This window comes from Geodermatophilus sp. CPCC 205761, from assembly GCF_051383655.1.
In the GTDB taxonomy this organism is placed as follows: domain Bacteria; phylum Actinomycetota; class Actinomycetes; order Mycobacteriales; family Geodermatophilaceae; genus Geodermatophilus.
This window is the reverse complement of sequence record NZ_JALPKQ010000067.1, coordinates 1-21,660: the sequence shown is the minus strand read 5'-3', so window position 1 is coordinate 21,660 and position 21,660 is coordinate 1. Positions and strand designations below refer to the sequence as shown.

Sequence of the window (21,660 nt, the reverse complement as noted above, 5' to 3'; positions counted from 1 at the left end):
ACAGAAAAAGAGATGTCACGCGTCCACTGTGCGGTTCTGAACGCACGCACCGCCCCCCACCCCGCACACCGGTGCGGATGGGGCCCGGAGCGAACAAGTTCACAGCGTTACGGCGGCCATGGCGAGAGGGAAACGCCCGGTCTCATTCCGAACCCGGAAGCTAAGCCTCTCAGCGCCGATGGTACTGCCCCGGAGACGGGGTGGGAGAGTAGGACGCCGCCGGACAACCATTCCCGAAAGGGCCCGCAGCCTCGCGCTGCGGGCCCTTTCGCATCCCCCCGGCCATGCCGGGGCCGGGCCCGTCCGCACCGAACCTCCCGCCCCCCGGCGATCTCCGCGGAAACCGCCGACAGGGCGGGCGCCGGGCGCGGGCGCCGGGCCAGGAGGGGGCGCGCTCCGCGGCCGTCGTTCGCGGCTTTCCGCACCGGATGTCCGGTCTGTTCCGGCGGTTTCCGCGGAAAACGACGGGTTGGGGCGGGGTCAGCGGCGGGGACGGGGCTCCTTGGTGGTCGCTCCCACGTTGTCGGCCAGCCAGGTGTTGAGCGCGGTGAGGTCCCGCCAGCCGGCCCTCACCTCGTCGAGGGCGCGGCGGTCGTGCAGCCAGTCGGCCGGGTCCCAGCGCCGGCCCGCGTGCAGCGACTTGTGGCGCAGGAGGTCCGAGCGGTCGCCGTCCGACGGGAAGCCGGAGGGAACGCGGGTGAGCCGCTCACCACCGATCTCCCAGCCGGCGCCCTTCAGCCGCTCCACCTCGGTGCTCAGGCGACCGCCCTGGACGTCGTCGGCCACGGCGCGGCGGTAGCGGGCCACCTGGTCGGACTCCAGTCGCCAGGCCCCGCCGGCGATCATCAGGCCCTCGGCCGACAGCTGCACGTACCAGGCGCCGGTGCCGCGCCCCTCCGGGTGCACCACGGCACCCTGGTGGGTCTTGTACGGCGTCTTGTCATGGCTGAAGCGGACGTCGCGGTACGGGCGGAACAGCTTCGCCGGACCGAACTCGCCGGCCAGTTCGTCGACCAGGGCCTGCAGGGGCGCCTTCACGCAGGTGTCGTAGGCGTCGCGGTGCCGGGTCCAGTAGGTCTTGCTGTTGTCGGCCTCCAGCCCCTCGTAGAAGACCAGGCCCTCGTCCGGGAACCCCTCGAAGCTCACTCGTCCGCCCCCTCCAACAACGCGTGCCAGCGCACCTCGCGCAGCGGCGCGGACCCCGTGTCCAGCGTCCGCACCCAGCCGTCCCGCCCCCAGCCGGCCGACTCGAAGAAGTCCGCCGACGCGCGGTCCTCCTCCAGCAGCCACGTCTGCAGCCGGGCCGCACCGGTGCCCCGCGCGAGGTCCGCGACCGCCGCCAGGAGCCGGCTGCCGTGGCCGCGGCGTCCCCACCGGGGCTCGACGAGCAGCGCGGCGACCTCGGTGGTGGGACCGGCCGGGTGCGGTGCCTCGCCGGCACCCAGTTCCGGCGGGCCGTAGGCGGCGAACCCCACCACGCTGTCCTGCTCCAGGGCGACCAGCACGCCGTGGGCGGGTGTGGGCGGGGCGGTCACCGCGGCGCGCCACGAGGTCGTGACGGCGTCGTCGTCCCAGGCGTCGAGGACCTCGGCCGGGAGGACGGCGCGGTACGCCGTCCGCCAGGTGACCGCCTGCACCCGCGCGATCGCCGCGGCGTCCTCGGGCCGGGCCGGGCGCACCGCCACGTCCGCGCTGCCGGTCAGCCGCGGGAACGGCGAGGTCGGGTCCACGCGGGGCAGCGTAGGGGCCGTCCCGATCTGTCGGACCCACCCGGCAGGATCTGCGTCCGTGACCGCCCCCGCCGTCGACCGGCTCCCGGCTGCGCTCGCCCGGCGCATGGCCCTCGCGGCGCAGGGCTTCGCCGAGCCGCGCCCCACCGCCGTCGTCGACGGCCGGCACCTGCGGCGGACGGTCGGCCGCCTCGCCGTGGTGCAGATCGACTCGGTGAACGTGCTGTCCCGGTCGCACTACCTGCCGGCGTTCAGCCGGCTGGGCCCCTACCGGCGGGCGGCCCTCGACGACCTCGCCGGCCGCCGTCGGGAGGTCTTCGAGTACTGGGCGCACGAGGCGTCGTTCCTGCCCGTCCGGCTGCACCCGTACCTGCGCTGGCGCATGGCGGCCGCGGAGGAGCACGCGTGGGGGTCGATGGTGCGGATCCAGCGGGAGCGGCCGGGCTACGTGGCCGAGGTGCTGGACCGGGTGCGGGAGGGCGGTCCGCTCAAGGCCGGCGACCTCGCCGAACCCCGGCCGGACCGGCCCGGGAGCATGTGGAACTGGCATGCCGGCAAGGTGGCGCTCGAGTGGCTCTTCTACACCGGCGTCCTCACCACCCGCGGCCGGACGGCGGGGTTCGAGCGCGTCTACGACCTCACCGAGCGGGTGCTGCCGACGGCGGTGGTGCAGGCGCCGACCCCCGAGCCGGCGGAGGCGGTGCGGGAACTCGTCCGGACGGCGGCCCGCGCGCTCGGCGTGGCCACCGAGCGCGACCTCCGCGACTACTTCCGCCTGCGGCCGGCCGCCGCTCGCGCCGCCATCGCCGAACTGACCGAGGCCGGGGAGCTGCTGCCGGTGGACGTCGCCGGCTGGGGAGCGCCCGCCTGGGTGCACCCGGACGCGCGACGTCCCCGCTGGGTGCGGGCCCGGGCGCTGCTGAGCCCCTTCGACTCGCTCGTGTGGGAGCGGCCGCGGGTCGAGCGCATCTTCGGGTTCCGCTACCGGCTGGAGATCTACACGCCGGCGGCCAAGCGGGTGCACGGTTACTACGTGCTCCCGTTCCTGCTCGGTGACCGGCTGGTCGCCCGCGTCGACCTCAAGGCCGACCGGCAGGCGGGCGTGCTGCGCGTGCAGTCGGCGTTCGCCGAGGCGGGCGTCGACCGGGCCGAGGTCGCCGCCGCGCTCGCCGAGGAACTGGCGCTGCTGGCCGGCTGGCTGGAGCTCGAGGCGGTCGCCGTCGCCGAGCGGGGCGACCTCGCCGCCGATCTCGCCGCCGCCGTGGCGTGAGGGACCCACTCAGCCCGCGGGCAGCCCGGCGAGCCGCAGCACGACCGCCAGCCCGGCCGGGCTTCCCGGCCACGCCCGTCGGAGCCGGTCGGCGCCGGCGCTGCGCACCACCGAGCGCAGCGCCAGCGCCACCACGACCACGTCGTCGGCGTAGCCGAGCACCGGGACGACGTCCGGCACCAGGTCGACCGGCGACAGCAGGTAGGCCAGCAGCGCCCAGAGCCGCCACCGGACCCTGCGCGGCAGGCTGCGGTCGGCCGCGAGCCGCCGCACCAGCCGGACCAGGTCGGGCAGCAGGCGCAGCGCCTCGTGCACGGTCAGGTCCGGCGGCCGGGTCCGCCAGAGCACGAGGAGGAGACCGCCCCACACCAGGAGCAGGCCTCCGGCGGCCGCCACGGGCACCTCCCACCACACCACGGTGACGAGTCTGACCGGTGGGGCTGGAGCGACCCCGCGGTGACCCGGGTCGCGGCCCGGTGTCGGTGTCCGGCCGTAGTCTCGGGCGCGTGGCAAGCGCAACCGACGGGCCGATCGACACCCAGTACGAGGACCTGCTGCGCCGGGTGCTCGAGCACGGCACCCCCAAGGAGGACCGCACCGGCACCGGCACGGTGAGCCTGTTCGGGGAGCGGCTGCGCTACGACCTCTCCGAGCGGTTCCCGCTCGTCACCACCAAGCGCGTCCACTTCAAGTCGGTCGCCTACGAGCTCCTGTGGTTCCTCCGCGGCGACTCCAACGTCGGCTGGTTGCGCGACAAGGGCGTGACCATCTGGGACGAGTGGGCCTCCCCGGAGGGCGAGCTGGGCCCCGTCTACGGCGTGCAGTGGCGTTCGTGGCCGGCGCCGGGGGGCGAGCACATCGACCAGATCGGCGCCGTCCTGGAGACGCTGCGCAGCGACCCGGACTCCCGGCGGATGCTGGTCTCGGCGTGGAACGTCGCCGCCCTGCCGGACATGGCCCTGGCCCCCTGTCACGCCCTGTTCCAGTTCTACGTGGCCGACGGCCGGCTGTCCTGCCAGCTCTACCAGCGCAGCGCCGACCTCTTCCTGGGCGTGCCGTTCAACATCGCCAGCTACGCGCTGCTCACCCGCATGGTCGCCGACCAGGTCGGCCTCGCCCCCGGTGACTTCATCTGGGTCGGCGGCGACTGCCACGTCTACAGCAACCACGTCGAGCAGGTCACCGAGCAGCTGTCCCGCGAGGTGCTGCCGTTCCCGGCCCTGGAGCTCGCCCCGGCGCCGTCGCTGTTCGACTACACCTACGAGCACTTCACGCTGAAGGACTACCGGCACCACCCGGCCATCCGCGCCGCGGTCGCGGTGTGACCATCGGGCTGGTCTGGGCCCAGGCGCGCGGCGGTGTGATCGGCGCCGACGGCGGCCTGCCCTGGCACCTGCCCGAGGACCTCCGGCTGTTCCGCGAGCTCACCACGGGCGGCACCGTCGTCATGGGCCGGCGCACCTGGGAGTCCCTGCCCGAGCGGTTCCGGCCGCTGCCCGGGCGGCGGAACGTCGTCCTGACCTCCGATCCGTCGTGGGCGGCCGACGGCGCGTACCCGGCGGGGTCGGTGGCGCAGGTGCTCGCCGAGCACGACGGCCCCCTGTGGGTGATCGGCGGCGGCCGCGTGTACGCCGCGTTCCTGCCGCACGCCGACCGGCTCGTCGTCACCGACGTCGACACCCACGTGGACGGTGACACGTGGGCGCCGGAACTCGGTCCGGAGTGGCGGCGGGTGTCCCGGGAGCCGCGGGACGGGTGGTCGACGTCGACCACGGGGCTGCGGTACGCGGTGTCGGAGTACGCCCGACGGGACGCCGACGGCGGCGTGCCGTCCGGAGCGGGTCGGTAGATTCTCCCCATGACCAGCGACCCCGCCCGGCCCTTCGGGCGCGTTCTGACGGCGATGGTCACCCCGTTGGCCGACGACGGCTCGATCGACCTGGCCGGGGCCCAGGAACTGGCCGCCCACCTGGTCGACCGGGGTGGCCACGACGGCCTCGTCATCGCCGGGACGACGGGGGAGTCGCCGACCCTCAGCGACGCCGAGCAGCGCGCCGTCCTCGAGGCGGTGCTCGACGCGGTCGGCGACCGCGCCACGGTCGTCGCCGGAGTCGGCACCAACGACACCGCCCACTCGATCGACAAGGCGCGGGACGCCGAACGGCTCGGCGCCCACGGCCTCATGGTCGTGACGCCGTACTACAACAAGCCCCCGCAGGCCGGCCTGCTGCGGCACTTCACGGCCGTCGCCGACTCGACCGACCTGCCGGTGATGCTCTACGACATCCCGCCGCGGACCGTCGTCCCCATCGAGGTGGAGACCCTGGTCCGGGCCGCGGAGCACCCGCGGATCGTCGCGGTCAAGGACGCCAAGGGCGACCTCGGCGCGGTCGCCTGGACCCTCGCCCGGACCGACCTCGCGTACTACAGCGGCGAGGACATGCTCAACCTCCCGCTGCTGGCCCTCGGCGCGGTCGGCGTGGTGAGCGTCGTCGGGCACCTGGTCGGGTCCCGGCTGGCCGAGCTGATCGCCGCGGTCGAGTCCGGCGACCTGGTGAAGGCCCGGGCGGTCAACGAGAGCCTCCTGCCGGTGTACACCGGGGTCTTCCGCACCCAGGGCGTCATCCTGGTCAAGGCCGCCCTGCGCGAGCTCGGCCTGCCGTCCGGACCGGTCCGGCCGCCGCTGGTCGACGCCACGCCCGAACAGGTCGCCACGCTCCGCGCGGATCTCGCCGCGGGCGGGGTGGCCCTGTGACGGCGGGCGCCACCCAGCCGCACCTGGACCTGCAGGCCCCGCCCGCGCTGCCGACCGGCGGCCTGCGGGTGATGGCGCTGGGCGGGCTCGGCGAGATCGGCCGCAACATGGCCGTCCTGGAGTTCGAGGGCAAGCTGCTGGTCATCGACTGCGGCGTCCTCTTCCCGGAGCCCGAGCAGCCCGGCGTCGACCTGATCCTCCCGGACTTCGGCGTGATCGAGCACCGGCTGGACGACGTCGTCGCCGTGGTGCTCACCCACGGGCACGAGGACCACATCGGCGCCATCCCGTACCTGCTGCGCATGCGCGAGGACCTCCCGCTGGTCGGCTCGCGGTTCACGCTGGCGCTGGTCAAGGCCAAGCTGCGGGAACACCGGCTCGACCCGGTGCTGGTGGAGGTGGCCGCCGGGGACGACCACCTGGCCGGGCCCTTCCACTGCGAGTTCATCAGCGTCAACCACTCGATCCCCGACGCGCTGGCCGTCGCCGTCCACACGCCGGCCGGCGTCCTGGTGCACACCGGCGACTTCAAGATGGACCAGCTGCCGCTCGACGGCGTCCTCACCGACCTCGGCGCCTTCGCCCGGCTCGGGCTCGAGGGCATCGACCTGCTGCTGGCCGACTCGACCAACGCCGAGGTGCCCGGCTTCGTCACCTCCGAGCGGGCGATCGGCCCGGTCCTCGAGGACGTCTTCCGCCGCGCGACCCAGCGGCTGATCGTCTCCAGCTTCGCCAGCCACGTGCACCGCATCCAGCAGGTCCTCGACGCCGCGGAGATGCACGGCCGCAAGGTCGCCCTCGTCGGCCGGTCGATGGTCCGCAACATGGGGGTGGCCCGCGACCTCGGCGTGCTGCGGGTGGCGCCCGGGCTCATGGTCTCCCTCGACGAGGCGACGTCGATGCCGCCCGAGCAGGTCGTGCTGATCAGCACCGGATCGCAGGGGGAGCCGCTGTCGGCGCTGGGCCGCATGGCCCGCGGCGAGCACCACCAGGTCACGATCGAGGCCGGCGACACCATCGTGCTCGCCTCCTCCCTGGTGCCGGGCAACGAGACCGCCGTCTACAAGGTGATCAACGGCCTGGCCCGGCTCGGCGCGACCGTCGTCCACAAGGAGACGGCGATGGTGCACGTCTCCGGGCACGCGCCGGCCGGCGAGCTGCGCACGCTGCTCAACGTGGCCCAGCCCCGGCACCTCATGCCGGTGCACGGGGAGTGGCGGCACCTGCGCGCCCACGCCGCGCTGGCCGAGCAGACCGGCATGGCGGCCGACCGGGTGCTGCTGGCCGAGAACGGCGTGGTCGTCGACCTCGTCGACGGCAAGGCCTCGATCGTGGGCAGCGTGCCGGTGGGCGACGTCTACGTCGACGGCCTCAACGTCGGCGACGTGGGGGAGGAGTCGCTGCAGGAGCGGCGCATCCTCGGCGACGAGGGGTTCGTCGCGCTCACCGTCGTCATCGAGCCCTCGACCGGCACCATCGTGCGGCCGGTCCACCTGTCCGCCCGCGGTTTCGCCGACGACCCGGCCGTGTTCGACCCGGCGCTGGAGCTGGTCGAGGACGTGCTGCGGCGCACCCTGGCCGACGGCGAGACCGATCCGCACCGGCTCTCCCAGGTGATCCGCCGGACGATCGGCAAGTGGGTCTCCGACACGCACCGCCGTCGTCCGATGATCATCCCCACCGTCCTCGAGGTGTGACGGAGGACCCGCCTCCGTCCTCTCTCGGCTCGATCGGCGTGACGTCCGCGTCGGCGGGCAGGTCGAAGCCCCACACCCGGGCGTGGATCAACGACGACCTCGCCGAGGCGCGCGGCGGTCGGCACGACGGGTTCCGAGGTGATCGGGGTCGGCCAGATGGCGTCCGGCGACGTCGAGGGAGTGACCGGGCCCCGACCGTCGGTGGCGGACACGATGGTCCGCCTGCCGTCGTCAGGGCTCCGTGGCCCTTACCGTCTGACGCATGCCTGCTCGCACGACGACGACCCGCTCGTCGGGTCGGTCGCCTGCGCGCGGCCGCTCCGGATCCGGGTCGACCGCGTCCAAGAAGCGACCGCCCGCGAAGCGGTCGGCGGCCGGAGGGCGCAAGCCCGCCGCCCGCAAGCCGGCCCCGAGGAAGTCCGGCCCCGGCCTGTGGGGCGTCGTCAGCGGCGGCTGGTCGCTGCTCGCCCGCGGCGCCGGCGGCCTGGCCCGGTCGGTGGCCCGCCCCGAGGAGGCCGAGCCGCTCGCGCCCGAGCACCGCCGCGACGGCGTCGGCCTGGCCGTGCTCGGCCTGGCCGTCGTGCTCGGCGCGGCGGCCTGGACCAACGGCATCGGACCGGTCGGCGCCGCGCTCGCCGACGGGGTGCGCTGGGTCGTCGGCTCCCTGGTGCTCGTGCTGCCGGTCGTGCTGTTCTTCGCCGCCCTGCGCCTGCTGCGCCGCGGCCCACGCCCGGAGGCCCGCGGCCGGCTGACCATCGGCTGGCTGTGCGTCGTCGTGTCGGTGCTCGGCATCGCGCACGTCGTCGGTGAGCCCGGCTCCCCGGCCGCGGGGCGCCCAGGTACCGGTGGCCTGATCGGCTGGGCGGCCGGCACGCCGCTGATCGCCGGTGTGGGCAGCGTCGTCACCGTCGTCCTCCTCGTCCTCATGGCGTTCTTCGGGCTGCTGGTGCTCACCGCGACGCCGGTGCACCAGATCCCCGAGCGCCTCCGCGAGCTCGGCGACCGCCTGCTGGGCCAGTCGCACGACGACGAGTACGACGAGGACTGGGACGACGAGGGCGACGACGAGTCGCTCGAGGCACCGAGTCCCCGGTCGCGGCGCCGGACGCTGATGGACGACCTGACCGACACCGGTCCGGTGGACACCGTCCCCGCCATCGACCACGCCGCCTTCGACGAGGCGCCCGAGGCGGTGCGCCGGGAGCCGCCGTCCGGGCCGCCCGCGCCGCGTCCGCCGGTGGTCGACCGCACCGCTCCGCCGGAGACGCTCGAGCCGATCACCGAGCCCGAGCAGCTGCGCATCGAGCCGGTGGAGGGCGCGTACACGCTGCCCTCGGTCAGCGTGCTGCGCCCCGGCGACCCGCCGAAGAAGGGGTCGAAGGCCAACGAGGCGGCGATCGCGGCGATCACCGGCGTCCTCGAGCAGTTCAACGTCGACGCGGCCGTCACCAGCTTCACCCGCGGCCCGACCGTCACCCGCTACGAGATCGAGCTCGGCCCGGCGGTCAAGGTCGAGAAGATCACCGCGCTGACCAAGAACATGGCCTACGCCGTGGCCAACGACAACATCCGGATCCTCGCGCCGATCCCCGGCAAGTCCGCCGTCGGCGTCGAGGTCCCCAACGTCGACCGCGAGATGGTGAGCCTGGGCGACGTGCTGCGCTCCCAGGTGGCCAAGCAGGACCCGCACCCGATGCTGGTCGGGCTGGGCAAGGACATCGAGGGCGGGTTCGTCTGCGCGAACCTGGCGAAGATGCCGCACCTGCTGGTCGCCGGCGCCACCGGTGCCGGTAAGTCCAGCTGCGTCAACTCGCTGCTGACCTCGCTGCTGCTGCGGGCGACCCCGGAGCAGCTGCGGATGATCCTCATCGACCCGAAGATGGTCGAGCTGACGCCCTACGACGGCATCCCGCACCTGATCACGCCGATCATCACCGACCCCAAGAAGGCGGCCACCGCGCTGGCCTGGCTGGTCGAGGAGATGGAGCAGCGCTACCAGGACATGCGCTCCACCGGGGTCCGGCACATCGACGACTTCAACCGCAAGGTCGAGCGCGGCGAGATCACCGCCCCGCCGGGCAGCGAGCGGGTCTACCGCCCCTACCCGTACATCCTCGCCATCGTCGACGAGCTGGCCGACCTCATGATGGTCGCCCCGCGCGACGTCGAGGAGTCGATCGTCCGGATCACCCAGAAGGCCCGTGCGGCCGGCATCCACCTCGTGCTCGCCACGCAGCGGCCCTCGGTGGACGTCGTCACCGGCCTGATCAAGGCCAACGTGCCGTCGCGGCTGGCGTTCTCCACCTCCAGCCTCACCGACAGCCGGGTCATCCTCGACCAGCCGGGCGCGGAGAAGCTCATCGGCATGGGTGACGCCCTGTTCCTGCCCATCGGCGCGGGCAAGCCGATGCGCGTCCAGGGCGCCTACGTCTCCGACGCCGAGATCGAGGCGGTCGTCGAGTTCACCAAGCGGCAGGCCGAGCCGGAGTACCGGGAAGAGGTCTTCACCGCCGCCGCCGGCGAGAAGAAGGAGATCGACGAGGACATCGGCGGAGACCTCGAGCTGCTGGTGCAGGCCGTGGAGCTCGTGGTCACCAGCCAGTTCGGCTCGACGTCGATGCTGCAGCGCAAGCTGCGGGTCGGCTTCGCCAAGGCCGGCCGGCTCATGGACCTCATGGAGAGCCGCGGCATCGTCGGCCCGTCGGAGGGCTCCAAGGCGCGCGACGTGCTGGTGAAGCCGGACGAGCTGGAGTCGGTGATGTTCACCCTGCGCGGCGGCGAGTAGCAGGACTCCCCGCCGCTCGCCCGCCCCGGGACGGGTCCCTGCAGCGGGGCCGCTCCGGTTCCGCCGGGTGCACCCCGCCCGCCGACTACGATGGGCCGGTGACACCTCCGCCCGACCCTGCCCGCAGAGTGGCGGTGGTGACCCTCGGGTGCGCCCGCAACGAGGTCGACTCCGAGGAGCTGGCGGGCCGCCTGGCCGCCGACGGCTACGAGCTGGTCGCGGACGCCGACGACGCCGACGCCGTCCTGGTGAACACCTGCGGCTTCATCGAGTCGGCCAAGAAGGACTCCGTCGACGCGATCCTCGCCGCCACCGACTCCGGGGCCGAGGTGATCGCGGTCGGGTGCATGGCCGAGCGGTACGGCTCGGAGCTCGCCGGCGCGCTGCCCGAGGCGACGGTCCTCGGCTTCGACGACTACACCGCGATCGGGGACCGGCTCGACGACGTCCTCACCGGGCGCCCGCTGGTACCGCACGACCCCCGGGACCGGCGCACCCTGCTGCCGATCAGCCCCGCCGCCCGCACCACCGCCGTCGGCGCCGACGACGCCCCGGCGATCCCCGGCCACGGCTGGCTGCAGCGTCGCCGGCTGGCGAGCGGTCCGTCCGCCGCGCTGAAGCTGGCCAGCGGGTGCGACCGGCGCTGCGCCTTCTGCGCCATCCCCACCTTTCGCGGCTCCTTCGTCTCCCGCCCGCCCGCCGAGGTGCTCGGCGAGGCGCAGTGGCTGGCGAGCCAGGGCGTCACCGAGCTGGTGCTGGTCAGCGAGAACTCCACCTCCTACGGCAAGGACCTCGGGAACCTGCGCCTCCTCGAGCAGCTGCTGCCGCAGCTGGCCGCGGTCGAGGGCCTCGCCCGGGTGCGGGTCGCCTACCTCCAGCCGGCGGAACTGCGGCCGGGGCTGCTGGAGGCCATCGCGTCGACCGAGCGCATCGCGCCCTACTTCGACCTGTCCTTCCAGCACTCCTCGCCGTCGCTGCTGCGCCGGATGCGCCGGTTCGGCGGCACCGAGGACTTCCTCGCGCTGATCGAGCGGGCCCGGGCGATGGCGCCCACCGCCGGCTTCCGCACCAACGTCATCCTCGGCTTCCCGGGGGAGACCGAGGACGACGTCGCCGAGCTCGAGCGGTTCCTGGTGGCGGGCCGGCTGGACGCGGTCGGCGTCTTCGGATACTCCGACGAGGAGGGCACCGAGGCGGTGACCCTGCCCGGCAAGCTCGACCAGACCGAGATCGACGCCCGGGTCCGTCGGATCACCGACCTGGTGGAGGAGCTCACCGCCCAGCGGGCCGAGGACCGGGTCGGTGAGCGGGTCGAGGTGCTGCTCACCGACGACCTCGCGGCCGAGGAGGGGGAGGGCACGTGGCTGGGCCACGCCGCCCACCAGGACCCCGACGCCGACGGGACGACGACGGTGACCGGGGTGCCCGCCGGTGCGGTCGCCGGTGGACTGGTCGCCGCCGAGGTCGTCGGCACCGACGGCGTGGACCTGGTCGCCACCGCGCTGGTGCCCGCGGTGGCCCGGTGAGCGCGCCCGCGACCCCGCTGACGGGCACCGCAGCGCCGCGGACGCGGGCGACGAGCGCCACCGAGGAGGCCGTATGAGCGCACCGGCGGACCCGGCCGCCACCCCGCCGCAGTCGGTGCGGGTGCTCAACCTGCCGAACGCGCTGACCGTGCTGCGGCTGGCCGTGGTGCCGGTCTTCGCCGTCCTGCTGCTCACCGACGGCGGTACCGACGAGTCGCAGCGGTACTGGGCCACGCTGTTCTTCGCGCTGGCCATCATCACCGACCGCTACGACGGGATGATCGCCCGCCGCACCGGCCAGGTCACCGAGTTCGGCAAGCTGGCCGACCCGATCGCGGACAAGGCGCTGACCGGCACCGCGCTCATCGCGCTGTCGGCCCTGTCGCTGGTGACCTGGTGGGTGACGCTGGTGATCGTCGTCCGCGAGGTCGGGGTCACCCTGCTGCGGTTCTGGGTGATCCGGCACGGTGTGATCGCGGCCAGCCGGGGCGGCAAGGCCAAGACCGTCGTCCAGGCGCTGGCGATCGGGCTCTACATCCTGCCGCTGGAGGGCGTGCTGGCCAGTGTCCGGTGGTGGGTCATGGCGGTGGCGCTGGTGCTCACCGTGGTGACCGGGCTGGACTACGTCTACCGCGCGCTGACGCTGCGCCGGACCAGCGCCCGGGCCATGCGCGCCGCCGCCGCGCGCCGCGCCGCGGGCCCGACCGGCGGCTCGCGCAGCGACGCCGCCGCCTGAGAGGGGACCCCGAGGAGGACCCCGTCCTCCCCACCGCTCGCAGGCTCGCGGCGGGGCCCGGGACGGGTCCGTCGACCCTCCGCGGGCTGAGGGCGGGACCCGGGAGGGGGCGCCCCGGAAGACAGCCTCCGAGCACGGCGTTACGCCCAGAGCGGACGCGCCGGGGATGGCGCGGTGCCTGTCGGTGGCGCCGCGTACCGTGAGCGCACGGCACCCTCCGGGAGCCGCCGCTTCCGCACAGGCAGGACAGGAGACGGCCATGACGCTGCTGCGCACCCAGCTCGGGACGACCCTGCGCGGCCACCGGCTGCGTCAGCGGCGGACGCTGCGCGACGTCTCCGGAGCCGCCCGGGTGAGCCTGGGCTACCTCTCCGAGGTGGAACGCGGGCAGAAGGAGGCCTCCTCCGAACTGCTGGCCTCCATCTGCGACGCCCTCGACGTCGAGCTCGCCGACCTGTTGGCCGAGGTCAGCCTCGGCCTGCGCGGGGACGACGTCCGGGTCCGCCCGCTGGTCCCCGCGACCGGGGGGTCGCCGGACGAGCAGCAGGTGCCCGCGCAGTCCGCGGAGCAGGCGGCCGCCGAGCCGGCCCTGGCCCTCGTCGGTGCACCGGCCCGCCCCGGCGCGCGCCCGGGCGAGGCGGTCTCGCTGGCCGCCTAGGCACGCCCCGACACGGCCGGCCCCGGTGCCGGCCTCCTTGACTCGCCGCCGCCCCGGTGCCAGACAGGGACCCATGGCGACGGTCGGCCCGCTCTCCCCGGATCCCGCGCTGCCCCCGGACTGGGCACCGCCCGGCCCGGCGCACCGGCCCGGTGCGCACACCCGCGCCGGCAACGCCATGAACCGGACCCGCGCCGGCCTGCTCGACGGGGCGGCGCACGCGTTCGCCGGTCGGGGCCTGCGCCGCAGCACCATGCAATCCGTCGCCGGCGCGGCCGGGGTGGCCAAGGCGACGCTGTACAACCACTTCCGCACCAAGGACGAGGTCGCCCGCGCCCTGCTCGCCGCGGAGCTGGACCGGCTGACCGCACTCGTCGCCGGCCTGCCCCCGGCTGCCGCGCTGGGCGCCCTCGCCGACGAGCTGGCCGGGCACCCGGTGCTGCGCCGGCTGGCCGCCGACGAGCCGGAGGTCCTGACCGCCCTGCTCGCCGCCGGACCGGCCCGCTGGAGCGACGTCGTCGGGCGGATCGCAGGCGCGCTGGGGACCGACCCGGCCACCGCCGACCTGATCGCGCACTGGCTGGTGGGGGTCGTCCTCCAGCCGGGCGAGCCCGCCGCGAGGGCCGCCGCGGCGGACCGCCTCGCCGTGCTGGTGGACGCGACCGCACCCCCGTCCTGACCCCCCGACGGCGGCGCGCGGCGCGCGGAGCGGCATGGCATCGTGACAGTCCGACGCCGCTGTCCCCCAGCGGCGACCGGCTGCCGGCCGCCGACGGAGGTCGCCATGCGGTACCTGTTCCGCCCGCCCGGCACCGACGGCCACGGGTTGCTCACCCTGCCGTGGAACGAACCGCTCGAGGAGTGGGACCCGGAGCTGCTGCTCGAGGTGCCGCAACGCGGCATCTCCCGGCACGTCGTGCGCTTCGTCGCCGAGCAGGGCCAGGTCTTCGCACTCAAGGAGATCGCCGAGTCGCTGGCGCGGCACGAGTACGCCCTCCTCGGTGAGTTCGAGGAGGAGGGCCTGCCGTCGGTCTCGGTCCTCGGCATCTGCGTCGACCGGCCGCACGGGCAGGACGCCATCCTGGTCACCCGGTACCTCGAGTACTCGATGTCCTACCGGTACCTGTTCTCCCGGCCGCACGGCGAGCACTCCGCCGACCAGCTGCTGGACACGATGGTCGTGCTGCTCGTCCGGCTGCACCTCGCGGGGGTGTTCTGGGGCGACTGCTCGCTGTCCAACACCCTCTTCCGGCTCGACGCCGGCACGCTCGCGGCCTACCTGGTGGACGCCGAGACCGCCGAACGCCACCCGCAGCTGTCCCGCGGCCAGCGGGCCTACGACGTCGACCTCGCCCGGGAGCGGGTGGGTGCCGAGCTGCTCGACCTGCAGTTCGGCGAGCTCCTCCCCGCGGGCTGCGACCCGATCGAGCTCGCCGACAGCCTGCCCCCGCGGTACGAGGCGCTCTGGGACGAGGTGACCCGCGAGGAGGTCTTCCGGCGGGACGAGCAGCGCTACCGGGTGGCCGAGCGGTTGCGCCGGCTCAACGACCTGGGGTTCGACGTCGGCGAGGTCGAGCTGATCACGCTGCCCGACGGCGGGGTGAAGCTGCGGGTGGAGACCCGCGTGGCCGAGCCGGGGCAGCACCGCCGGGAGCTGTTCCGGTTGACCGGGCTGGAGGTGCAGGAGAACCAGGCCCGGCGGCTGCTCAACGATCTGCGTGCCTTCCGCGCCTACCTGGAGCAGAAGGCCGGCGGCCCGGTCGCCGAGACCGTCGCCGGCTACCGCTGGCTGGCCGAGGTGTACCAGCCGGTGGTCGACGCCATCCCGCCCGAGCTGGCCGGCCGGCTCGCGCCGGCCCAGGTGTTCCACGAGGTGCTCGAGCACCGGTGGTTCCTGTCCGAGAAGGCCGGCCGCGACGTCGGGACGACGGCCGCGGCGCGCTCCTACGTCGACACCGTGCTGCCCCGGACCCCCAAGGAGATGACCACACCGTCGGTGATCGCGGGCCTGGGCAAGGACGGCTGAGCACCGTCCCGGGCGCCGACATGCCGACGCGACACGCCAGGACGTCTCGGTCAGGTCGCGATCAGCCGGATCCGCACCGCTTCGAATTGACACCCCCCGTGACCTGCACCACGCTCCAAGTCGCTGGGTGACCGACCGGCGTCCGAAGCCAACGGAGGCGATGACCGTGCCCGTCCATCCCGGTAGCCGGCCACGACACGGACGAGGGAGCAGCCGGCGGCGCGGCCTCGCCGGCACCGCCGCGGCGCTCGTGGCCAGCGGCACTCTGGCGGCCTGCGGCGGTAGCGGCGGCGGCGCCTCCGCGCTGACCTGGTACATCAACCCGGATTCCGGTGGCCAGGCCGAGATCGCCTCGCGCTGCACGGAGCAGGCGGATGGCCGGTACACGATCGAGGTCTCGCAGCTGCCGCGCGACTCGCCCTCGCAGCGGGAGCAGCTCGTCCGGCGTCTCGCCGCCGAGGACAGCTCCATCGACATCATGAGCCTGGACCCGCCCTACATCCCGGAGTTCGCTCAGGCCGGGTTCCTGGCCCCGGTGCCGGACGACGTCGCCGAGCGGGTCACCGAGGACGTCGTGCAGAGCGCCATCGAGGGCTCGACGTGGAACGAGGAGCTCGTCGCGATCCCGTTCTGGGCCAACACGCAGCTGCTCTGGTACCGCAAGTCGGTCGTCGAGGCCGCCGGCCTCGACATGGAGCAGCCCGTCACGTGGGATCAGATCGTCGAGGCGGCCAGGTCGACGGGGACGACCGTCAGCGCCCAGGGCATCCGCTCGGAGTCCCTCACGGTGTGGGTGAACGCGCTCACCGAGTCGGCCGGCGGCTCGATCATCGAGGAGCAGGCCGACGCTCCCGAGGACTACGAGTTCGGTCTCGTCTCCGATGCGGGGACGCGCGCCGCAGAGGTCATGCGCAGCGTAGCCGAGTCCGGGACCACCGGCGCGGCCTTCTCCACCGCCAACGAGGACTCCAACGCCACCCAGTTCGAGGGCGAGAGCGGCGGCTTCATGGTCAACTGGCCGTTCGTCTGGCCCCGCGCCCTCAGCGCCGTCGAGGCCGGCACGATGGAGCCCGACGTCCCCGACGACTACGGCTGGGCCCTCTACCCACGCGTCGACGCGGACCAGCCCAGCGCGCCACCGTACGGCGGCATCAACCTCGGGATCGGCGCCTTCGCGGAGAACGTCGACTTCGCCTTCGAGGCGGCCGAGTGCATCGTCTCCGAGGAGAACCAGGCCTACTACTTCACGACCAACGGCAACCCCGCGGCCAAGGCCTCGGTGTACGACGACCCCGAGGTCATCGAGGTGTTCCCGCAGGCGCCGGTGATCCGGGAGTCGCTCGAGCTCGCGGCCCCCCGACCGCTGACGCCGTACTACAGCGAGGTCTCCGGGTCGATCCAGCGCGAGTACCACCCGCCGGACTCGGTCGACCCGGAGCAGACACCCGAGCAGGCCACTGACCTGATCACTGCGGTTCTCGCTGGGGAGGAGTTGCTGTGAGCTCGACGACGCTCCCGCCGCGGGAGAAGACGCAACCGGTGTCGGCGCCCCCGCACGGGCTCTCCGACAGGTCACGCGCCGAACGCAAGCTCGGCTGGTTGCTGGCCGGGCCGGCATTCATCGTGATGCTCCTCGTGACCGCCTACCCGATCATGCAGGCGGTCTACGACTCGCTGTTCTCCTACCGGCTCACCGACCCGGAGAACCGGTCGTTCAACGGCCTGCAGAACTACTGGGTCGTGCTGAGCGACGGGCTGTGGTGGCAGGCGATCTGGGTGACGGTGTTCATCACCGTGGTCACCGTCCTCGTGGAACTCGTCCTGGGCTTCGCGCTGGCCTTCGTCATGGCGAAGGCGCTCCGGTCCCTGCGGCCGGTGCTGCGTGCGGCGATCCTCATCCCGTACGCGGTCATCACGGTCGTGTCCGCCTACGCCTGGCAGTTCGCGTTCGACGTCAACACGGGATTCGTCAACAGCTGGTTCGCCTGGCTGCCCGGCGTCGCTGCGGACACCGACTGGTTCGGCGAACGGTGGACCTCGCTGCTGGTGATCTGCCTGGCCGAGATCTGGAAGACCACACCCTTCATCTCGCTCCTGCTGCTCGCCGGCCTCGCGCAGGTGCCGGAGGTCCTCCAGGAGGCGGCCAAGGTCGACGGCGCCACCGCGTGGCAACGTCTGTGGCGGGTCACCATCCCGAACATGAAGGCCGCCATCATGGTGGCGCTGCTGTTCCGCACCCTCGACGCGTTCCGGATCTTCGACAGCATCTTCATCATGACCGCCGGTGCGAACGGGACGGAATCGGTGTCCTTCCTCGCCTATCGGCAGACCATCACCCGTGTCGAGATCGGGCTGGGGTCGGCGGTCTCGGTGCTCCTGTTCCTCGCCGTCGTGCTCATCGCGTTCGGGTTCATCAAGGGGTTCAAAGTCGATCTGGCCCAGACGAGGGGAGAGCGCTGATGTCCACCAGGTCGAAGGTGTGGTGGTGGCTCGGCGGGGCGCTGATCATCATCTACTGCCTGTTCCCGATCGCCTGGATCATCTCGCTGTCGTTCAAGGCGCCCGCCGACGTCTCCAACGCGTCGTTCCTCCCCACGGATGCGTCCTGGAGCAACTACCAGGAGATCTTCACCGGGTCGGCGGCGGACCTGTTCCTGCCGGCGCTGCGCAACTCGTTCGGCATCTGCCTCATCGCGACGGCGGTCTCCTGCCTGCTGTCGATGTTCGCGGCCTACGCCATCGCACGGCTGGACTTCCCGGGCAAGAAGCTGATCCTGTCCACCGCCCTCGCCGTGGCGATCTTCCCGGTGATCTCGATCGTCACGCCGCTGTTCAACGTCTGGCGGCAGATCGGTCTCTACGACACGTGGCTGGGCCTGATCATCCCGTACCTGTCCCTGACGCTGCCCATCTCCATCTGGACCATGTCGGCCTTCTTCCGCGAGATCCCGTGGGAGATGGAGCAGGCCGCGCAGGTCGACGGCGCCACGACGTGGCAGGCCTTCCGCCGCGTCATCGTGCCGCTGGCCGCCCCCGGCGTCTTCACGACGGCGATCATCGCGTTCTTCATCGCGTGGAACGACTTCGCCTACGGCATCTCGCTGACGTCGACCGACGCGTCGCGCCCGGTTCCGGCGGCGCTCGGCCTGTTCTCGGGCGCGTCGCAGTTCGAGGATCCCACCACGGTGATCGCCGCGGCCGCGGTCGTCGTGACCATCCCGGTCGTCGTGCTGGTGCTCCTGTTCCAGCGGCGCATCGTCGCCGGCCTGACCAACGGCGCTGTCAAGGGCTGAGCGTTCCCAGACTCTGCACCGACCGACCCACCGAAGGTGGATCGACTCATCGAAGGGCGAGACCCATGGCCTCCATCGAGATGCGCAACATCGTCAAGCAGTACGGCGACGGTTTCCCCGCCGTGAACGACGTCAGCCTGGACATCGCCGACGGGGAGTTCATGATCCTGGTCGGCCCGTCCGGGTGCGGGAAGTCCACCCTGCTGCGGATGATCGTGGGCCTCGAGGACATCACCAGCGGCGACATGATCATCGGCGGGAAGCGGGTCAACGACCTCGCGCCGCGCGACCGCAACCTGTCGATGGTCTTCCAGAACTACGCGCTCTACCCGCACATGACGGTGTACGAGAACATCGCCTTCCCGCTCCGGCTGTCCAAGACCCCGGACGACGAGGTCCGCCGCCGGGTCACCGAGGCCTCGGACGTGCTCGAGCTCAAGGAGCACCTGGAGCGCAAGCCGGCCAACCTCTCCGGCGGTCAGCGGCAGCGGGTCGCGATGGGACGCGCCATCGTGCGGCAGGCCGAGGCGTTCCTCTTCGACGAGCCGCTGTCGAACCTCGACGCCAAGTTGCGCGGCCAGATGCGCACGGAGATCTCCCGGCTGCAGCGGCGGCTCGGCATCACCACCGTCTACGTCACCCACGACCAGACCGAGGCGATGACGCTCGGCGACCGGGTCTGCGTCCTGCGCAAGGGCAAGATCCAGCAGGTCGCGTCTCCTCGCGAGCTCTACGAGCAGCCGGTGAACCTCTTCGTCGCCGGGTTCATCGGCTCGCCGCCGATGAACTTCCTGCCGGCCACCCTCGAGGGCGACCGCCTGCAGACGCCGTTCGGCCACGTGCAGCTGGACGAGCGTCGTGCCAGTGCGGTCAAGGGCCGCGACCTGCTCCTGGTCGGCATCCGGCCGGAGTACTTCGAGGACGCCTCGCTGGTCGACGAGGCCAAGCGGCCGGTGGGCTCGCTCTTCCGGGCGCGGGTCGACGTGACCGAGTGGCTGGGTGACTCGCAGTACGCCTACATCCCCTACGAGGCGCCGGAGGTCATCCGCAACCAGCTGCGGGACCTGTCCCGCGAGCTGGACTCGGAGGAGCTGCGCACCCAGGCGATCGTGTCGATCGACGCCACCAGCCGCATCCGTGAGGGGCGGGAGGCGGAGTTCTGGCTCGACAGCCGCAAGGTGCACGTCTTCGACCCGCAGTCGGGGGAGAACCTCACCCGCGACGCCGAGGCCGGCGCCCGGCTGACCCAGATGGCGACGGAGGACCGGGTGGAGCAGGTGCAGGACGCGCAGGCGTCGGGGCAGACGGTCGGCGGCTCGCACCGCGCCGGCGCGGCCTGACCCGGGAGCAGCGTCGCCGGCGGCCGACCGGGCCGCCGGCGACGCTGCTCCACCTCCACCGAGAACCCCACACGTCCCCCCGGTCCGGCGTCCGCCGGGCCGGGGTCGAGCACGCCTGGAGCACGATGCCCGCCACCGCCGGGGAGGGACGCCGCCCGTGGTGGCGGACCGCCGTCGTCTACGAGGTCTACCTGCGCAGCTTCGCCGACTCCGACGGGAACGGCCTCGGTGACGTGAACGGCCTGCGCGGCCGCCTGGCGCACCTGGTCGACCTCGGCGTCGACGCCGTCTGGATCACCCCCTGGTACCCGTCGCCCATGGCCGACGGCGGCTACGACGTCAGCGACTACCGGGACATCGACCCCCGCGTCGGCACCCTGGCCGACGTGGACGCGCTGCTCGCCGAGGCGCACGCCGCGGGTCTGCGGGTCGTCATCGACCTGGTGGCCAACCACACCTCCGCCGAGCACCCGTGGTTCGCGGCGGCCGTGGCCGGCGGCCCCGGTGCGCCGGAGCGGGCCCGCTACTTCTTCCGCGACGGTCGGGCGGGGGGCGCCGAACCGCCCAACGACTGGATCAGCGCGTTCGGCGGCCGGGCCTGGACCCGCGTGACGGAGCCCGACGGCCGTCCCGGGCAGTGGTACCTGCACCTGTTCGCCCCGGAACAGCCGGACCTCGACTGGGACGACGTCACGGTCCAGGAGGAGTTCGACGACATCCTCCGGTTCTGGCTGGACCGCGGCGTCGACGGCATCCGGGTCGACGCCGCGCCGGCGATGGCGAAGCTGCCGGGCCTGCCGGACGCCGGTCACCGGCCCGGCGCGCTGTTCGAGTCGAGCGCCTGGGTCGACAACCCGCACTGGGACGTCGACGAGGTGCACGAGATCTTCCGCCGCTGGCGCCGGATCGGGGACACCTACGACGGCGACCGTCTCTTCGTCTCCGAGGCCGTGGTGAACGGCCCCGAGCGGCTCAGCCGGTACGTGCGGCCGGACGAGCTGCACACCACCTTCAACTTCGACTACCTGAAGGCACCCTGGGACGCCGGCAGCATCCGTGCGGTCATCGAGGGGACGCTCGCCGCGCTGGCGCCGGTCGGCGCCCCGGCCACCTGGGTGCTGTCGAGCCACGACGAGACCCGGCACGTCACCCGCTTCGGCCGCGTCAGCAGCGGCGCCGCCACGATGGGCTTCGACGCGTCGGCGCCCGCGGACCTGGAACTGGGGCTGCGCCGGGCCCGGGCCGCCGCGCTCCTGACGCTGGCGCTGCCGGGTGGGGCCTACCTGTACCAGGGCGAGGAGCTCGGGCTGCCGGAGGTGGAGGACCTCCCCGAGGAGGTCCTGCAGGACCCCACCTGGGAGCGCTCGGGTCGCACGGCCCGCGGCCGGGACGGCTGCCGGGTGCCGCTGCCCTGGTCGGGGGACCGGCCGCCGTTCGGGTTCTCGGCCGACGGCGTCCAGCCGTGGCTGCCCCAGCCGGAGTCGTGGCGCGGGCTCACCGTCGCCGCGCAGCGGGAGGACCCGTCGTCCACGCTCTCGCTGTACCGCGATGCGCTGCGGCTGCGCCGGTCACTGCACGGTCTCGCGGACGACGCACCCCTGACCTGGCACGAGCTCGGACCCGACATCGTGGCCTTCGACCGCGGACCGGCGTTCCGGTGCGTGGTGAACATGTCGGCCCGCCCCCTCCCGCTGGCCGGCCTCGGACGTCCGGTCCTCCGCAGCGGGGACGACGGCGACGCCCTGCCACCGGACACCGCGGCCTGGCTCGTGACCGGCTACAGCTGATAGCCGTTGACCCCGTCCGTGCGGGAGCGTCCAGATGACGTTTCCGCAGAGGACGGG

19 protein-coding genes and 1 rRNA gene are annotated in these 21,660 nt (G+C 73.3%); 17 read left to right on the top strand and 3 right to left on the bottom strand.

Going from position 1 to position 21,660, the window contains the following annotated elements; genetic code table 11:
• The first annotated feature begins 108 nt into the window (after positions 1 to 108).
• Positions 109 to 225: ribosomal RNA gene (rrf, locus tag MY526_RS25090) — 5S ribosomal RNA — on the top strand.
• Positions 226 to 480: 255 nt separating this feature from the next.
• On the opposite strand, the gene MY526_RS25085 is transcribed toward rrf, so the two are convergent.
• Both MY526_RS25085 and MY526_RS25080 read right to left on the bottom strand, forming a co-directional pair.
• Positions 481 to 1,146, bottom strand: coding sequence for a DUF2461 domain-containing protein (locus MY526_RS25085; RefSeq protein WP_436691201.1), 666 nt, complete (start codon positions 1,144 to 1,146; stop codon positions 481 to 483).
• A complete protein-coding gene (locus MY526_RS25080; RefSeq protein WP_436705322.1) occupies positions 1,143 to 1,730 on the bottom strand; it encodes an N-acetyltransferase family protein in 588 nt (195 codons plus the stop codon). Before MY526_RS25080 ends, MY526_RS25085 begins: the two co-directional genes overlap by 4 nt.
• A 58-nt stretch (positions 1,731 to 1,788) precedes the next feature.
• Between MY526_RS25080 and MY526_RS25075 the strand changes: the two genes are divergently transcribed.
• Positions 1,789 to 3,000 carry a winged helix-turn-helix domain-containing protein gene (locus MY526_RS25075; RefSeq protein WP_436691205.1) on the top strand — a complete coding sequence of 404 codons (1,212 nt, stop codon included), beginning with the start codon at positions 1,789 to 1,791 and terminating at the stop codon, positions 2,998 to 3,000.
• Between the two features lie 9 nt (positions 3,001 to 3,009).
• On the opposite strand, the gene MY526_RS25070 is transcribed toward MY526_RS25075, so the two are convergent.
• Positions 3,010 to 3,417 (bottom strand): YkvA family protein, encoded by a 408-nt coding sequence (locus tag MY526_RS25070; protein ID WP_436705321.1) that lies wholly within the window; start codon positions 3,415 to 3,417, stop codon positions 3,010 to 3,012.
• An 89-nt stretch (positions 3,418 to 3,506) separates the two neighbouring features.
• On the opposite strand from MY526_RS25070, the gene MY526_RS25065 reads away from it, so the two are divergent.
• The 15 genes from MY526_RS25065 (at position 3,507) to MY526_RS24995 (ending at position 21,603) form a co-directional block, all read left to right on the top strand.
• Positions 3,507 to 4,325: a thymidylate synthase gene (locus MY526_RS25065; RefSeq protein WP_436691209.1), complete on the top strand. Its 819-nt coding sequence runs from the start codon at positions 3,507 to 3,509 to the stop codon at positions 4,323 to 4,325.
• Positions 4,322 to 4,849, top strand: a complete 528-nt coding sequence (locus MY526_RS25060) for a dihydrofolate reductase (protein WP_436691211.1) — start codon at positions 4,322 to 4,324, stop codon at positions 4,847 to 4,849. Before MY526_RS25065 ends, MY526_RS25060 begins: the two co-directional genes overlap by 4 nt.
• Positions 4,850 to 4,858: 9 nt before the next feature.
• Positions 4,859 to 5,755, top strand: coding sequence for a 4-hydroxy-tetrahydrodipicolinate synthase (dapA, locus tag MY526_RS25055; protein WP_436705320.1), 897 nt, complete (start codon positions 4,859 to 4,861; stop codon positions 5,753 to 5,755).
• Complete coding sequence (locus MY526_RS25050; protein WP_436691215.1) at positions 5,752 to 7,452, top strand: ribonuclease J; 1,701 nt, start codon at positions 5,752 to 5,754, stop codon at positions 7,450 to 7,452. Before dapA ends, MY526_RS25050 begins: the two co-directional genes overlap by 4 nt.
• Before the next feature lie 262 nt (positions 7,453 to 7,714).
• Positions 7,715 to 10,237: a DNA translocase FtsK 4TM domain-containing protein gene (locus MY526_RS25045; RefSeq protein ID WP_436691217.1), complete on the top strand. Its 2,523-nt coding sequence runs from the start codon at positions 7,715 to 7,717 to the stop codon at positions 10,235 to 10,237.
• A 98-nt stretch (positions 10,238 to 10,335) separates the two neighbouring features.
• A complete protein-coding gene (rimO, locus tag MY526_RS25040) occupies positions 10,336 to 11,763 on the top strand; it encodes a 30S ribosomal protein S12 methylthiotransferase RimO (RefSeq protein WP_436705319.1) in 1,428 nt (475 codons plus the stop codon).
• A gap of 73 nt (positions 11,764 to 11,836) precedes the next feature.
• Positions 11,837 to 12,499, top strand: a complete 663-nt coding sequence (pgsA, locus tag MY526_RS25035; RefSeq protein WP_436691221.1) for a CDP-diacylglycerol--glycerol-3-phosphate 3-phosphatidyltransferase — start codon at positions 11,837 to 11,839, stop codon at positions 12,497 to 12,499.
• Positions 12,500 to 12,758: 259 nt separating this feature from the next.
• Complete coding sequence (locus MY526_RS25030) at positions 12,759 to 13,157, top strand: helix-turn-helix domain-containing protein (protein ID WP_436691223.1); 399 nt, start codon at positions 12,759 to 12,761, stop codon at positions 13,155 to 13,157.
• A 73-nt stretch (positions 13,158 to 13,230) separates the two neighbouring features.
• Positions 13,231 to 13,836 carry a TetR/AcrR family transcriptional regulator gene (locus tag MY526_RS25025; protein WP_436705318.1) on the top strand — a complete coding sequence of 202 codons (606 nt, stop codon included), beginning with the start codon at positions 13,231 to 13,233 and terminating at the stop codon, positions 13,834 to 13,836.
• Between the two features lie 105 nt (positions 13,837 to 13,941).
• Positions 13,942 to 15,183: a DUF4032 domain-containing protein gene (locus MY526_RS25020; protein WP_436691227.1), complete on the top strand. Its 1,242-nt coding sequence runs from the start codon at positions 13,942 to 13,944 to the stop codon at positions 15,181 to 15,183.
• Between the two features lie 250 nt (positions 15,184 to 15,433).
• Positions 15,434 to 16,684, top strand: coding sequence for an extracellular solute-binding protein (locus MY526_RS25015; protein WP_436691229.1), 1,251 nt, complete (start codon positions 15,434 to 15,436; stop codon positions 16,682 to 16,684).
• The gene (locus tag MY526_RS25010) at positions 16,681 to 17,643 is read left to right on the top strand and encodes a carbohydrate ABC transporter permease (protein WP_436691231.1); all 963 of its coding nucleotides are present in this window, start codon (positions 16,681 to 16,683) and stop codon (positions 17,641 to 17,643) included. Before MY526_RS25015 ends, MY526_RS25010 begins: the two co-directional genes overlap by 4 nt.
• A complete protein-coding gene (locus MY526_RS25005; RefSeq protein ID WP_436691233.1) occupies positions 17,643 to 18,476 on the top strand; it encodes a carbohydrate ABC transporter permease in 834 nt (277 codons plus the stop codon). The genes MY526_RS25010 and MY526_RS25005 overlap by 1 nt, the downstream gene beginning before the upstream one ends.
• A gap of 65 nt (positions 18,477 to 18,541) precedes the next feature.
• Positions 18,542 to 19,816, top strand: coding sequence for an ABC transporter ATP-binding protein (locus tag MY526_RS25000; RefSeq protein WP_436691235.1), 1,275 nt, complete (start codon positions 18,542 to 18,544; stop codon positions 19,814 to 19,816).
• A gap of 125 nt (positions 19,817 to 19,941) precedes the next feature.
• The gene (locus tag MY526_RS24995) at positions 19,942 to 21,603 is read left to right on the top strand and encodes a glycoside hydrolase family 13 protein (protein ID WP_436705317.1); all 1,662 of its coding nucleotides are present in this window, start codon (positions 19,942 to 19,944) and stop codon (positions 21,601 to 21,603) included.
• Positions 21,604 to 21,660: the final 57 nt, after the last annotated feature.

Coding starts and splice junctions, on each gene's coding strand:
- dapA (WP_436705320.1), top strand. CDS start 4,859: ATGACCAGCGACCCCGCCCGGCCCTTCGGGCGCGTTCTGACGGCGATG.
- MY526_RS25045 (WP_436691217.1), top strand. CDS start 7,715: ATGCCTGCTCGCACGACGACGACCCGCTCGTCGGGTCGGTCGCCTGCG.
- pgsA (WP_436691221.1), top strand. CDS start 11,837: ATGAGCGCACCGGCGGACCCGGCCGCCACCCCGCCGCAGTCGGTGCGG.
- MY526_RS25030 (WP_436691223.1), top strand. CDS start 12,759: ATGACGCTGCTGCGCACCCAGCTCGGGACGACCCTGCGCGGCCACCGG.
- MY526_RS25025 (WP_436705318.1), top strand. CDS start 13,231: ATGGCGACGGTCGGCCCGCTCTCCCCGGATCCCGCGCTGCCCCCGGAC.
- MY526_RS25020 (WP_436691227.1), top strand. CDS start 13,942: ATGCGGTACCTGTTCCGCCCGCCCGGCACCGACGGCCACGGGTTGCTC.
- MY526_RS25005 (WP_436691233.1), top strand. CDS start 17,643: ATGTCCACCAGGTCGAAGGTGTGGTGGTGGCTCGGCGGGGCGCTGATC.
- MY526_RS25000 (WP_436691235.1), top strand. CDS start 18,542: ATGGCCTCCATCGAGATGCGCAACATCGTCAAGCAGTACGGCGACGGT.
- MY526_RS24995 (WP_436705317.1), top strand. CDS start 19,942: ATGCCCGCCACCGCCGGGGAGGGACGCCGCCCGTGGTGGCGGACCGCC.